Below are 14835 nucleotides of genomic sequence, written 5' to 3' on the forward strand. Positions count from 1 at the left end.
TTCTTAGAATTATTTGTAATTTACTTCAACCACAGATATAGAATTTGCAGGGATATCTACAACTTGAGCATGGTTATCTTTTAACCAAATGTCGAAAGTTTTTGTTTTATTTGATTGATTTTTAATGAACAGATAAATATTGTTATCATCTTTAAGTGTAATAGTATCACCATACCAAGATGCCGATACTATTCGCTTCATTCCTGGTTTCATAAATCTTCCAAAAAGTGCCATGGTGGCATAATCTGGGTTGTACGTAACCGTTTTGTCTTTTCTGTTGATTTTGATTAAGCTGTTTTGTTTCCATCCCCATCCACTTGAAGAATCTTCATTTAAAATCATGTTCCAATAACAAAAGTTTGGTACCCCATGATTTATAAACCCAGCAACTTCATTAAACCTTGAAAAGGCTTGATCTACACTATTTTTACCACCGTAACAATTACCTTCGGTATGTAAAAATTTAATATCTGGGTAAACCGCTTGCATATTTTCCACTTGTCTGGCATTCATATATTGTACACCAATACCATCAACTGCTTCTCGCCATGTTGTATTTGATACAAATTCTAAACCATCCAATCGCTTTGCTGTACGGAAAGAACCCGCCCAAATTTCAGCTGGTGTATTATCTTTTTCAAACTGCGGACGCAAATAATTAATTACAAACTCGCCCATTTGTTTTGGTGGCATGTGGCAAGACGGGTATTTTGTTGAAATATCTTGCTCGTTTTGAATGACAATTTTATTTACTACAATACCTTCTTTAGCATAAGCATCTACATATTTAGAAAAATATTTAGCGTAGGCTTTGTAAATTTTAGGATCGTCTTTTAAAACATTTTTCTCTGGAAATTCTTCACCTCTATCCATTAACCCCGATTCTTTCATCCAACCTGGAGGACTCCAAGGTGATGCAAATAATTGCATATTAGGGTTATACTTATAAGCCATTTGAATAAAAGGAATAACGCTTGTACGTTCTCTTTCTATAGAAAACTTTTTCATTTTAAAATCGTTTGCAACTTCGCTATAACTGTAAGCATCTATACCAAAATCACTAGCGCCAATAGCGGTTCTGCACACTGTAAAATTTGCACCATTAACATCAAAAAGATTTTTCATAATCTCATTTTGCTGTGCTTCACTTAACGACATTAATGCTTCGCCCCCTATTTCGTTAAAAGCACCGCCAATTCCTGTTATGGTTTGAAAAGATATATCTGGATAAATTCTAACAGAAATACCTTTTCCTTCTGATTTTGCTTCTTGAGTTTTTATTGGGTTTGAAGCTATTTTTTCACCTTCAACAAGCTTCACATAATGTACTTTAGCACTGCTTTGTGCTTTTATTGAAAGTGTAATTGATAGTATAATAGTTAATGTTAAAACTATCTTTTTCATTTATTCTTTACTTTTTAAATTTCGCTTTTAATACTACTGGATAACTATCTCCATTTACAGCAGGCATATTTATAGTTAAACCTTTATTTGATTGTTTAAATGATACTTTTCTGCCATCGTATAATTGTGTTAATCCTTTAAGAGTTCCTGGACTAACTTCGCTTGATTTCCCAAAAGAAGGAATTACAAATTCACCGCCTTTAGGATTCATAACGATTATGTAAAAATCGTCTGCTTTTGTTGTAAATCTCACTTCATCGTTAGCAAAAGCAGGCGTTGCTGTAGTACGTTGGTTAAAATGCTCGCCGTGTTTTTGGTTTGCGGTAGCATTTCTTAATTCCCCTTCAACAGTTTCAACCTCTTCTCCTCTTACACTTTTTCCGTCTCCAAAAACTTTCCAAGGACGTGTGCCGTAAATGGCTTCTCCATTAATTTTTAACCAATCGCCGACAATAACAACACTCTTTTTAATTTCGTGCGGAATCGTTCCATCAGGATTTAATTCCATACTCAAAAGTAAGTTTCCGTTTTTACTAACGGCTTCAATCAGCATTTCAAGAATGGTGCGTGCATTATGTGTTAAATGACGATCTTTTTTGTAAAACCAATCTGTAAACGTAATTTCTGACTGCCAAGGATATTCACGTAAAGTATTACTACCACCCGATTCTACTTCGTTTACAGTACCTTTTGCTTTACGCTTTAAAAGCATTACAGCATCAATTTTACCGTTTTCGCTTAAACTATTGTTATAAAGTTTACGTGTTACTTCTTTACCATATTCGCCGTAAGTAAAGTTAAATCCGTCGTTGTATAATAAATCTGGTTTGTATTTATCAACTAATTCTATGTGACGTTTTAGCCAGTTTTTCTTGATATCTTCAATAATTTCAGGTGTACGATCTTCTGGAGCTGGACCGTATAAATCTTTTGGATCTAAACCTTCCCACCATGTTCCTTTACCGTCTGCTTTGGTTAAGCGAGCGTCGTAAGGTACACCAGCGTATTTCCCATCTTTATCTGAACCAAAAGCAGGTTTCCACCAATTTAAAAAACGATCGTCGTGACTGGTAACACCAAATTTTAAACCTGCGTTACGAGTAGCAGTTTCAAACTCACCAATAATATCTTTTTTAGGACCAACATTTACTGAGTTCCATGGATGGTAAGACGAATCAAATAAATCGAAATGATCGTGATGGTTTGCTAATGCTACAATATATTTTGCCCCATTTTCTTTTGAAAAATTGATTAAAGCTTCTGCATCAAAATTTTCTGCTTTCCAAGTATTTATTACATCTTTAAAACCAAACTCCGAAGGGTGCCCGTATGCCATTAAATGATACGGATACGCCATTTTACCAAAAGTTTGTCGACCAACATCTTGCATATACATATGGCGCGCATACCAACCACCACCTTGCTCTGGTGCAGCTTGTGGCCCCCAATGAAACCAAATGCCAAACTTAGCATCTCTAAACCATTCTGGGCATTCGTACTGTTCGGCTAATTCGTCCCAGGTTAATGTTTTTTCTTGTGCAGTTAGTGGAATAGCTGTTATTATAACAAGAAGTGTACAAAGGATTAAATTACTAAGTTTTGGCATTAATTTCATCTTGTTCAAAGGGATATATTATTACTTTTTTGTTTTAAAATTATAAGCTTCGTGATTATCGAAAAGACCAAATTCAGGTTTTGTTAAATCTGCAGGGTCACCTACTTCTTTTATTAACTTTTCAAGCTCTTGTTGTAAATCTTCTTTTACATCTTTATAATTTTCATCATCAATAAGATTTACTAACTCCCAAGGATCATTTTTAAGGTTGAATAATTGATAGGTGTAAACTTCCTTTTTAGCACTAACAATTAATTTAAAATCACCTTTACGCACTGCTCTGTGCCCACCGCCATTATTAATATTTGGACGTGTTTTTTCACCTGGCCAAGAGTTATACGCATAAAACATACTTTCTCTAACCGCTTCTTTTTCACCTGTAATTACAGGAGTTAAATCTTCAGTTTGAATAGATTCTGGAATATCTAAACCTGTTAAACCACAAAGCGTTGGGAATATATCGTGTAAATAAGCTAAAGCATTATTTTTTTGATTTTTCGGAATGTTTGGACCGCAAAACACCATAGGTACACTTACACTATGCTCATAAACATTTTGCTTACCTAAAAGTCCATGTTGACCAAGCGCTAAACCATTATCTCCGGCTAAAACAACAATTGTGTTATCGGCTTTTCCTGAAGCTTCAAGCGCTTTTAAAATTCTACCAATTTGCGTATCGGTAGCCGTAATCATTGCATAATAATCTGAAATTTCTTTTTGAACTCTTTCTGGAGTTCTTGGAAATGGAGCTAACCTTTCGTCACGGATTTTTTCATCTGCCAATTCAAAAGGATGCTTAGGCATAAAATTTTCTGGCAGCGCAATATCTGCTGCAGGGTACATGTCGTGATATTCTTGTGGTGCCGTTCTTGGATCGTGTGGAGCCGTAAACGCCACATACATCAAAAATGGTTTATCTTCTTTATAAGCATCAATAAAACCTACGGCAGCATCAGCAAATACTTCACTACTAAATTTCTCATCATTTTTATAAGGCTGAGACCAACCTGTTTCTGGAGAATAATCTTTTACTTTGGTACCAAAATGCCTTGTCATTCCTCCTAAAAATGCTGATTTTACATTGGTAAATCCGCGTTCTACCCACTGCTCACCGTTATGTTGTTTTCCTGTTGCAAAAGTGGTATAACCATTGGCTTTAAAGTATTCAGGGAAGGTTAATTTATCGCTTTTACCTTGATCTTCTTTATTAAAAGCAAACTGCGCATAAACATTAGGCTCAATATTAAAATAGTGACGCCCCGTCATTAACATCGCTCTACTTGGCGAACAAACAGCGGCAGTAGTTGCACCTAAAATATAAGAATTAGTGAACGCCGTACCATTTTTAACGAGCTTATCCATATTTGGCGTTTGCACATTGTATTTATTCAATTCGTTAATGGTTCCGTTACGTTGATCATCAGTAAAAAGAAATAAAATATTTGGCATTTCTTTTTCTTCAGAAACTGCTTTTTCTTCTGCTTTTTCCTTACATGAATTAACACTTACAAAAAGTATTAAAACAAAAATTCTGATTAGGTTTTTAGTGTTGCTCATTTTATTGTGAACCTTATTTTAAAATTAATTCTTTCTTAATCTTCCCAAATTTCTGGCTTTGGAGCCTGCAGTTTTTGACCTATAACTACATTTTCTTTTCGCGTTGACGGCGTTACTTTTAAACGTTTAATTTCTCCGTTAACTATTTTACCTTCAACTATGGTATTTTGTTTTGCATATAACTTAAACTCAGCACTCCAATTTGAAGGAAACGCTGGTAAGAGTATAATTTTATCGTTTACATTTTGTAAAATCATGCGTTGTAAAGCTGTAGCCGCTACAGATGAGTGTTGTACATCTGGTGTGCCATCATGCGTAGACATAAAAAATCCTGGGTAACGCTGTTCTGGAACCGGACGGTGTAATGCCCAAACTACTTCTTTCTGTACAGAATCGGTTAAACCAACCATAGCTGCCATAATGGCTTCTGGATGCCAACCACCACGAAGATAGCCTGGAGCCCATTTTGGGTTTTTACCGCCAACATCATCAACCAACGTTGTACGGTTTTTGTAAGTATCTTGTGCCATTTTTAAATCGGGCAAACCAACACCGTACAAATGGTATGGGAATACTGAATATAATTCAGCAACTTCTACATTGGCTTTATTTGATTTTATAACTTCGGCATTCGCTAAAATTTTTATACCATTTCTGTCTCTAGTAGGAATTTCTGGAACTCTAGCTAATAGTGCTTTCCAATAGGTTCTATCTTCTTCTGTTGTTAAGTGAGAAGGCAATTTTAATAATCTACCTAAAACCGAACGTAATCCTGCTACAAACGGCATTGGGTTATCCGCTTTTCTAAACGACTCTAAAACATGAACATCTGGAAAATATAGTTTACCATCTTTATGTGGCCAGTGCTTATCGAAAAACTTCACAATTTCTGATGCAAACGGAATAAATTTTTCTTTAGCAAACGTTTCATCTAAAGTATAATCGTAACGTTCTGATAAATACCAAGCTACTTCTAATCCTGCATTCCAATGGGTTCTGTGCCATATAGATTGTTGTTGTCCTGGTTCTAAACCTTCACGATTTACACCATAAACACCTGGAGCAACAACCCCCCAAAGTGTAGTAGACTCGCGAATTACAGTACCTTCGTGACCAAAAACCGTATTGCTATGTTCCTTCATGGCATTAAAACCACGCATGTATAAATCGATAAATGTGTTGGCGTATTTAAACTGTCCAGCAGCATTCATGGAATAAAACGGTAAGCGTACATTTTGATGCAACATTAAATTACCCCAAGAACGATGGTCTTTATCTTTAAAGTGCTTTATACCGGTATGGTTGCGTTGTAAAACTTCGTTTAAATCTGGGGCAAACATAGAGCCATTCCAGATTATTGGAAACTCACCTTCGCCTGCCATAGCATTTAAATACATGGTATAAGCATACCCTGCGCTGGTTTGTTTGGCTTCTTTAAAACCAGTTAAATGAATATAACTACTCGCCCAAAAGTTTTGCCACCAAGTAACATGGTTTTTCCAATTGGATTTAATATTGATTTTTTCTGAAGCTTCAGCATTTAAATTTGTTAACCACTTTTCGGCAGATACTGTACGCTCGTTAAGTGTATAAATTTTTAAATGATTGCACTTTCGTGATTTTGATACCAATGTAGTATCTGAAGTATTAATCATTTTATCTCCCACAATTTTAGCTCCAAAAGTTCGATTTTCTAAAACGTTATCTAAATCTTTAGGTTTTGGAATTTCAAGCGCTTTAATAGTCCAATCGAAGGCTTTTGTTGTGCTATTTCTATGATACCATGAAATGGCATTTTTATTACCGCTTACAATAACATCTGGAGATTCGGTAACCCCTTCTGGAATACCTTTTAAATTGGTTTCGTTTATAACTTTAGCTTCTTTTCGCCAGTTGTGCAGTGTTATATTGAGTTTAAATTTTGATTCTGAATTATTCTCAACATGCATAATATTGTTATGCTTATCGATCCAGATTTTTGATTTAAACCCGTTATCGCCTTCTAAATAAATAGCACTTTCACTTAAAACAAGCTCTTGTTTAAAAGTGTTTTTAAACGGATTTGGAGAAACCTCTACTTCAACATCACCTAATTTTAAAAGTCTGTGCGCTTCAGACCAAGCATCAATATGCCTTACAGAAATCCAAAGATGTCCGTTTTCTAAAACAGATACTAAAGCTCCTGTTGTGCCATTGCCAAGTGGCATAGCATCTGAAGCTATTTCACTTTTTTCTGTCCATGAAACATTATACGCATCAACGGCTATATTTTGGCTGTAAAGCTTAACACTAATTAAACAAAAGCAAATGTATATGGTTGATAATTTAAGTTTCATAGGGAAATTTTTAGTTTGTTTTTAGTGCTTCTTTTTAATGTTTTTCTTGTTTAAATATCTATTTAAATTTTCTTCATTTAAAGCATCACTGTCGCCGTATTTTGTTCGCATACGTTCTAGTTGTTCGTGCATATCTTTTTGTACCGATGCATATTCTGGATTATCGTAAAGGTTATGCATTTCCTGTGGGTCTTTTTCTAAATCGTATAATTCCCATTTATTGATATCGTAGTAAAAATGAATTAATTTATAGCGGTCGGTTCTTACACCATAGTGGCGTTTTACTTTATGCTCGGCAGGATATTCGTAGAATGTGTAATATAAAGCGTCGCGTAACTCGGTAACTTCACCGTTAACTAATCCTCTTAACGATTCACCTTGAATAGATTCATCAATATCAATACCAGCATAATCTAAAAATGTAGGTGCAAAATCAATGTTTTGAACTAATTCATCAATTACGGTTCCTGGTTTAATTTCTTTTGGATATTTCATTAAAATTGGTGTTCTAAACGACTCTTCGTACATAAAACGTTTATCGAACCAACCATGTTCTCCTAAGTAAAATCCTTGATCTGAAGTATATACTACAATGGTATTTTCTTCTAAACCGTTTTCTTTTAAATAATCTAAAACCTGACCAACACCATCGTCTACAGATTGAATAACTCTTAAATAATCGTGCATGTATCGGTTATACTTCCAAGTGGCAAGCGCTTTTCCTTCTAAGTTTTGAGATTTAAAATCTGCTATAATTGGGTCGTAATAAGCATCCCAAGCCACTTTTTGTTCATCGGTCATTCTATCATACTTTCTTTGGAACATGCCACGATATTTTGTTTTAATGTCGCCATCTTTATCTAACATTTTTAAATCGTAAACTAAATCCATGTCTTTAAAAATGCTCATTTCTTGTGAAGCTGCCGCTGGTCTATCTTCGTAATTATCAAAGAAATTAGCAGGCGGTACAAAGTTTACAGAATCTAAAAGTGTAAAATATTTTTCCTCTGGCATCCAAGTTCTGTGTGGTGCCTTTTGGTGATACATTAATAGGAAAGGTTTATCTTTTTCCCGTTTATTTTGTAGCCAATCTAAAGCAATATCGGTTGTAACATGTGTAATATAACCTGGATATGTTTTTTTAACTCCATTTTCTATAAAATCTGGAGAATAATACTGTCCTTGCCCCGGAAGTACATTTGAGTAATCGAACCCTTGTGGCAAACCATCTAAGTGTATTTTACCAACTAAAGCCGTCTGGTAGCCATTTTTTTGTAAAGATTTAGCAAAGTTATCTTGATCCCAGTTAAACGGTTGTAAATTGTCAACTTTACCATTTTTAAAACTATGTTTACCTGTAAGAATGGCTGCTCTACTTGGCGCACATATAGAGTTATTCACAAAACCTTTATTAAAAATAGCACCTTCGTTTGCAATTCTGTCAATATTAGGTGTGTTGTTTAAACCATGACCATAAGCACTAATAGCTTGGTAAGCATGGTCGTCGCTCATTATAAAAACAATGTTTGGCTGTTTTGCGACTTCTTTTTCAACTGTTTTACTTTCTTTTTCGTTTTTACAGCCAACAAGAGCTAGCAAACCAAAACCTAACACATATGCTGGTATTTTATGTTTTAAGGTAAATTTTGACATATCAAATTTTATAAAATAGTTGTTTTTATTTTTTTCCATACATTTTTAAGCAAGAAGGCCGCAATTAAAGCCACAACGGTTAAAATTATGGCATAAGTGTAATCACCATAAATCCAATAACCCGTTGCGAACATACAAGAGTAAATAAGCACACAGCCTATTAACATTGCCGAAATACCAGAAGGCACACTCCAAGTTTCGTTAGCATCTACAATATCTACGCCATCTTTATTGGCTTCTTCAATAACTTTTGCCCAACCTGGACCACCAGGTTGTATTTTTTTGTAAAATCCTTGTAAAACCGCTTTACTTTCTGGCTGTGTTAAGTAAGTCGCAGCCAACCAAATAGCCGTTGTAACAACAACTACAAAAGGATATTCTAAATAGCTTTCGAAAACACTATCTTCTGCTTTGAATAAGAAATCTCCAAGAGGTGTTAATTTTAATAAAATTGAAATAATCCCAGAAGCGAACATCGCAGTAATTTCACTCCAGGCATTAATACGCCACCAGAACCAACGTAAAATAAAAATTAAGCCAGTTCCTGCACCAAACACTAATAGCAATTCGAATAATTGAAGCGCATTTTGCAGTAATAATGCTAACAAGGCACTAACAACCATTAGGATTACCGTTGATAAACGCCCCACTGCAACTAATTTTTTTTCTGAAGCATTAGGATTAATTTGTTGTTTATAAAAATCGTAAACCACGTACGATGATCCCCAATTTAATTGTGTAGAAATCGTACTCATATAAGCAGCAATTAATGAAGCCAAAACCAAACCTAATAAACCACTAGGTAATTTAGTTAACATAGCAGAATAGGCTAAATCGTGCCCTAATTTATCATTAGCAATATTAGGAAACGCCTCTTGTATACTTGCTAAATCTGGAAATACCACCAAAGACGCTAAGGCAACTAAAATCCATGGCCAAGGACGTAATGCATAATGCATAATATTAAAAAAGAAAGTGGCACCAATAGCATGGTTTTCGTCTTTTGCAGCTAACATACGTTGTGCAATGTAACCACCACCACCTGGTTCAGCTCCAGGATACCAAGAACTCCACCATTGTACGGCGATTGGTATTATAAATAATGTTATAAGCGCGTTTTTATCGCTAAAATCTGGAAGAATCGATAATTTGTCGGCCACTAACTCATTCGTCATAATGGCTTCCATACCGCCTACTTCTGGCAAATTAACCAAATAATACGCTGCACCAATAGCGCCACCCATAGCGACGAAGAACAAAATAAAATCGGTATAGATAACACCTTTAAAACCACCTAAAGCGCTAAACGCTACAGTAATTAATCCAGCACTTACAACGGTTTGCCAAGGCTCAAGACCTAACATAATACCGCCAATTTTTATAGCAGCCAAAGTTACTGCCGACATGGTTATTACATTAAAAACAACACCTAAGTAAATGGCTCTAAATTTTCTTAAAAAAGTAGCAGGTTTGCCACCGTATCGAAATTCGTAAAATTCAATATCGGTATTTACATTAGATTTTCTCCATAATTTAGCATACACAAAAACGGTTAATAAACCTGTAATTAAAAAGGCCCACCAAACCCAGTTTCCAGACACACCGTTGGTTCTAACAATATCGGTTACCAAATTTGGCGTATCGGTTGAAAATGTTGTCGCTACCATGGAAACTCCAAGTAACCACCAAGGCATTGTTTTACCCGACAAGAAAAATTCCGAAGAACTTTTACCCGATTTTTTAGACAGATAAATCCCTATAGATAAGGTGATTGAAAAAAATAAAATTATGAGCGTGTAATCTAGTGCGCTTAAGGAAACCATATAAAAAACAGATTGAAATTAGTAATAATTTAAGATACTAATTAGTAGTTAAATAAAAGAGAGAAATTTTATATTCTCTCTTTTTTAAACTAAAATAAAAACTATATAAATTAAACTAAAAATTAATTTTCAAACGAAATATAGCGAACAATAACATTTCACTTAGCATTTGTTCGACCAACAACAATTCTGAAAAGGTGTTGGATAAAAATTGTTAATATTTGCAAAAAACAGCGTTAATTTTAAGCTTAATTCGTACATTTTTTATCGATTAAATTAAAATCCTGAATAAAATTAACACATCTGCTTACATAGCGTTAGTAAAGAATTAAAAATCAACTACTTTTCGACTTAAATTTAAAGATTGTTGTAACACCTCCTGTTTTGTTATCTCACAATTATTTTGTCTTGTAGTTTGTTGGTGTTTTTCCAAAGTGTTTTTTAAACGTAACTATAAACGAACTAACGTTTTCATATCCCAAATCAAAAGCAATTTCTTTTACACTTTTATTGTTACCCAACTGTTTAACCGCTTCCATTAATTTTAATTTCATTTTCCAATCTCCAAAACTCATACCTAGTTCTTTATTAAATAAACGCGATAGTGTTCTTGGACTTATAAATGATTTACTTGCATAATAATCGATGGTATGTTTACTAGACAAATCGTTCATTAAAGCATCTAATACAGGTTTTATTCTTTTGTCTTGACTAGTGGGGAAAAAGGTTTTGCTTGGTTTTAAATACGAAAGTTCATCTAAGAACACTTCTATAATTCTATTTTGTTGCTCTGTAAATATATCTGGGTTAGAAAAAGAAATAACTTTTTTTAAAAGGCTTGTTAAAAAATTTGAAGTTTCGAAAGCAAAACTGTCTTTTGGTAAGTTTCCTAGCTTAGATTCGTCTATAAAAGCAGTATTAACCTGCACATTATTAGGAAAATAAACCTGATGCTCTTCGTTGCCAGCAATCCAAACACCTTGCAAAGCATTAACCATCCATATGTTATTTTTTGTAACAACCTCCATGATGCCCGAATTACAAGATATAAGTTGAGCTCGTGGATGCGCATGCGAATTTGCGCATTTAGCATTTTTAATGTGTTTTGAATATGTGGTAACAGGGCGGCTTTGGTTTACCTCGAAACCATAATCTATTTTAATATTTGTCTTATAATCAATATTCATTGTCCAAATATAGTAAATCAGACTAGCTCATAAGTATTGAACTTTGCAGAAAATTAAAACATTGATTTATGGATATTAAAAAACACAATAAAAACATTGTAGAACAATTTTCGAAGCAAGCAAACAGTTATACTGCGATAACTTCGCATAGCGATGCTCTAGAAAAATTAATTTCAATAACATCGGCCTCTAAAAACGATCACGTTTTAGATATTGCTTGTGGTTCTGGAATTGTATCGTGCGAATTCGCAAAGTATTCGAATTATGTAACCGGAATAGACATGACGCAAGGCATGATTGATGAAGCCAAAAAGCTACAAACAAAACTTAATCTGGAAAACATAACTTGGCAGATAGGCGATGTTGAACATTTACCTTACGATGACAACAGTTTTTCAATCGTGGTATCGAGGTTCGGTTTTCATCATTTTTTAAACCCGCTTAAAGTTTTATCTGAAATGAAAAGAGTATGCAAACCCAATGGAATTATTATGGTTGTAGATGTTTCTTTACCAGACAGTAAAATTGAAAAATATAATGAAATGGAGAAAAATAGAGACTGTTCTCATGTCGCAGCACTTTCTTTAACAGACTTTTCTCGTCTCTTTAAAAACCTTGAATTAAAAAATGTTAACAGCGATTTTTATTCAATGAAAATTGAACTTAACGAACAACTTCAAGCATCGTTTCCGTGTGATTCTAAAGCTTTAAAAAATATGATTATTGCAGATGTTGGAATAGATGATTTAGGGGTAAAGGTTGAAAAAATTAATAACACTTATTTTCTACATTATCCAATTCACATATTTTCAACAAGAAAATAAAAAAAAGAGTCCTTTTTAAATAAACGGACTCTTTTTTGTATTGTATAGTTATTGTAAAAACAAATAATATTACAAATTCAATTAAAACACACACATACAGATTTAGCTGAACAACTATAAAGCTTTGAAAACTATATTTTTTTATCGACGTGTCTTTAGATATTTAGCATTAAAAAACCTCTTTTACACCAAGAAATGTTCTATTTAAGATTAATTGAAAGGTGTGCTCCTTCTACCAAACTAGAATGGTTTATGAAATAACCGGAATGAGATTTTCCATTTAACTTAATAGTGTTAATTTTTCCGCTAGAATCTCCTTTTTTTTCTATTACAAGTTGTTTTCCTTTGTAGTATGCATCGTCTAATTCGACGGTAATTTTATCGAACATTGGCGCTGTAATCGTATAAAAAGGTTCGCCAGGTGAAATAGGGTAAATTCCCATCATGCTATAAATTACCCATGCCGACATGGTTCCTGTATCGTCATTTCCGGGTAAACCATCAGGGGTGTTCTTAAAATATTGATTTACCAGTTGTTTTACTAATTTTTGACTTCGCCATTCTTCGCCTTTCACATAATTAAACAAATACGGGTAGCCTATATCTGGCTCGTTAGCCATATCGAATTGATTGGAATCGAATACTTTTTCTAATTGATTTACAAATTGCTTTTTACCACCCATAAGTTTTATTAACCCTTTGGTATCGTGTGACACCATAAATGAATATTGCCATGAATTCCCTTCGATAAAACCAATGTTTTCGGCAAAATTTGCACCCGCCAACGGATCGAAAGGTTCGTACCATGAACCATCAGGGTTTTTAGGATGTAATAACTTTAAATTATCATCGTACAAACTTCTGTAAGACAATGCTTGTTTAGAAAACTTTTTATAATCTTCCTTTTTTCCAAGTTCTTTTGCTAAAAGCGAAATAGCATAATCTGTGATATTATACTCTTGCGTTGTTGATACCGAACCTCTATTTTGTGTTGTTAAAAATCCGTTGGACCAATATTCTTTTACTCCCGGACGCAATGGATTATCTTCTAACTGAGTGGCACTTTTGCGCATGGCTTCATAGGCCTTTTCAACATCGAAATCTTTAATTCCTTTTAAATACGTATCGGTTAAAATAATACCCGCAGGGTCGCCAACCATAGTTGTGGTTTCGGTTGCATTTAATTCCCATTTTGGCAACCAGCCGCTTTCATCGTAAATATTAAGCATACTTTTTACCATGTTAGATTGCTGCTTCGGGTACACTAAAGACATGAGCTGATGCAAATTTCTGTAGGTATCCCAAAACGAAAACACAGTAAATCGAGTTCCGTTGGTTTTTAAAGTTTCTCGAGTTGCCATACTTGGGTATTCCCCATTATAATCGTTTAAAGTATTTGGGTGAATAAGTGTATGATAAAGCGCGGTATAAAAAACCGTTTTATCGTTTTCGCTACTACCTTCAACCTTAATTCTTGACAATAAATTATTCCATTGGGAAGACGTATTTTTATAAACGGTTTCGAAGGTTTGGTTCTGGGTTTCCTTCTCAAGGTTCTCTCTAGCATTTTCAATACTCACATACGAAACGCCTACTTTTACCTCAACCTGCGTAGGTTCAGAAAAATTATATTTAAAATAACTACCAATGCTATCGCCAACAACCTCTTTTTTGTACCCCTTCATTATTCTGGTTTTACCATTGTAGGTCATCCATTCAGCTTCAACGCCTTTATAGGTTCTTGGTTTTCGCCAAACACCAAACTCATCGGCAGGCTTACTAAACTTAGCCACAAAATAAACAGGATAATTTTCTTCGGGTTTGTAATAGCAAAACGAACCTACCGTTCGCATGCCTTCAATTTCGGTTGGTGATACTATTTTTATTGAAGCACCTTGTTCGTTGGTTAACCCCAAACCTAAATTTAGTAAAATATTAGCCTCTCCTTTTGGGAAACTATATCGAGAAATTCCCGTTCTTGTCGAAGCTGTGGTTTCTACTTTAACATTATATTTCTCTAAAGTTGTACTGTAATAGCCTGCTTTAGCAACTTCATTCTTATACGTACTTCCGTATTTTAAATGATTGGTTTCTAGTTCTCCTGTTGTTGGCATAAGTAGAATAACACCTAAATCTGGACAACCAACACCACTTAAATTTACATGAGAAAACCCTGTCAAAAAGGTGTTTTCGTGTACATAAGGATTAGACAACCATCGGCTATCTTTTTCTAATTTATTTTGTTTTCCAGAAACATTAAAAGGAGACACGCTGGCCATACCACGAGGGGCGATGGCTCCCGGATTTGTTGCTCCAAAATTTGATGTTCCAATAAATGGGTTCACATACGTAGTGCACTCTTGTGACACTACGCGCGAACCACAAAACATAAAATAAACTAAAAATAAAACTGTTAAAAACTTAAATTTCATTAAA

The 14835-nt window shown here is 34.4% G+C and carries 9 protein-coding genes; 1 reads left to right on the plus strand and 8 read right to left on the minus strand.

Features of this window, described 5'->3' with window-relative positions:
- Positions 1 to 9: 9 nt before the first annotated feature.
- The 7 genes from LG651_RS11785 to LG651_RS11815 form a co-directional block, all read right to left on the minus strand.
- The gene (locus LG651_RS11785) at positions 10 to 1404 is read right to left on the minus strand and encodes a glycoside hydrolase family 30 protein (protein ID WP_226696327.1); all 1395 of its coding nucleotides are present in this window, start codon (positions 1402 to 1404) and stop codon (positions 10 to 12) included.
- Positions 1405 to 1411: 7 nt separating this feature from the next.
- Positions 1412 to 3010, minus strand: coding sequence for an alpha-L-fucosidase (locus tag LG651_RS11790; protein WP_226696328.1), 1599 nt, complete (start codon positions 3008 to 3010; stop codon positions 1412 to 1414).
- A gap of 30 nt (positions 3011 to 3040) precedes the next feature.
- Positions 3041 to 4576 carry a sulfatase-like hydrolase/transferase gene (locus tag LG651_RS11795; protein ID WP_226696329.1) on the minus strand — a complete coding sequence of 512 codons (1536 nt, stop codon included), beginning with the start codon at positions 4574 to 4576 and terminating at the stop codon, positions 3041 to 3043.
- A 35-nt stretch (positions 4577 to 4611) separates the two neighbouring features.
- Positions 4612 to 6912: a DUF5703 domain-containing protein gene (locus LG651_RS11800; RefSeq protein WP_226696330.1), complete on the minus strand. Its 2301-nt coding sequence runs from the start codon at positions 6910 to 6912 to the stop codon at positions 4612 to 4614.
- A gap of 21 nt (positions 6913 to 6933) precedes the next feature.
- Positions 6934 to 8565: a sulfatase family protein gene (locus tag LG651_RS11805; RefSeq protein WP_226696331.1), complete on the minus strand. Its 1632-nt coding sequence runs from the start codon at positions 8563 to 8565 to the stop codon at positions 6934 to 6936.
- Between the two features lie 8 nt (positions 8566 to 8573).
- Positions 8574 to 10388, minus strand: coding sequence for a sodium:solute symporter family protein (locus LG651_RS11810; RefSeq protein WP_226696332.1), 1815 nt, complete (start codon positions 10386 to 10388; stop codon positions 8574 to 8576).
- A 398-nt stretch (positions 10389 to 10786) separates the two neighbouring features.
- Positions 10787 to 11575 (minus strand): AraC family transcriptional regulator, encoded by a 789-nt coding sequence (locus LG651_RS11815; protein ID WP_226696333.1) that lies wholly within the window; start codon positions 11573 to 11575, stop codon positions 10787 to 10789.
- A gap of 68 nt (positions 11576 to 11643) precedes the next feature.
- On the opposite strand from LG651_RS11815, the gene LG651_RS11820 reads away from it, so the two are divergent.
- Complete coding sequence (locus LG651_RS11820) at positions 11644 to 12399, plus strand: class I SAM-dependent methyltransferase (RefSeq protein WP_226696334.1); 756 nt, start codon at positions 11644 to 11646, stop codon at positions 12397 to 12399.
- Positions 12400 to 12599: 200 nt separating this feature from the next.
- Here the strand turns inward: LG651_RS11820 and LG651_RS11825 are convergent, their stop codons facing one another.
- Positions 12600 to 14831: a GH92 family glycosyl hydrolase gene (locus LG651_RS11825; protein ID WP_226696335.1), complete on the minus strand. Its 2232-nt coding sequence runs from the start codon at positions 14829 to 14831 to the stop codon at positions 12600 to 12602.
- Positions 14832 to 14835: the final 4 nt, after the last annotated feature.

The sequence above is a fragment of the Neotamlana sargassicola genome (genome assembly GCF_020523965.1).
In the GTDB taxonomy this organism is placed as follows: Bacteria; Bacteroidota; Bacteroidia; order Flavobacteriales; family Flavobacteriaceae; genus Neotamlana; species Neotamlana sargassicola.

Coding starts and splice junctions, on each gene's coding strand:
- LG651_RS11785 (WP_226696327.1), bottom strand. CDS start 1,404: ATGAAAAAGATAGTTTTAACATTAACTATTATACTATCAATTACACTT.
- LG651_RS11790 (WP_226696328.1), bottom strand. CDS start 3,010: ATGCCAAAACTTAGTAATTTAATCCTTTGTACACTTCTTGTTATAATA.
- LG651_RS11795 (WP_226696329.1), bottom strand. CDS start 4,576: ATGAGCAACACTAAAAACCTAATCAGAATTTTTGTTTTAATACTTTTT.
- LG651_RS11800 (WP_226696330.1), bottom strand. CDS start 6,912: ATGAAACTTAAATTATCAACCATATACATTTGCTTTTGTTTAATTAGT.
- LG651_RS11805 (WP_226696331.1), bottom strand. CDS start 8,565: ATGTCAAAATTTACCTTAAAACATAAAATACCAGCATATGTGTTAGGT.
- LG651_RS11810 (WP_226696332.1), bottom strand. CDS start 10,388: ATGGTTTCCTTAAGCGCACTAGATTACACGCTCATAATTTTATTTTTT.
- LG651_RS11815 (WP_226696333.1), bottom strand. CDS start 11,575: ATGAATATTGATTATAAGACAAATATTAAAATAGATTATGGTTTCGAG.
- LG651_RS11820 (WP_226696334.1), top strand. CDS start 11,644: ATGGATATTAAAAAACACAATAAAAACATTGTAGAACAATTTTCGAAG.
- LG651_RS11825 (WP_226696335.1), bottom strand. CDS start 14,831: ATGAAATTTAAGTTTTTAACAGTTTTATTTTTAGTTTATTTTATGTTT.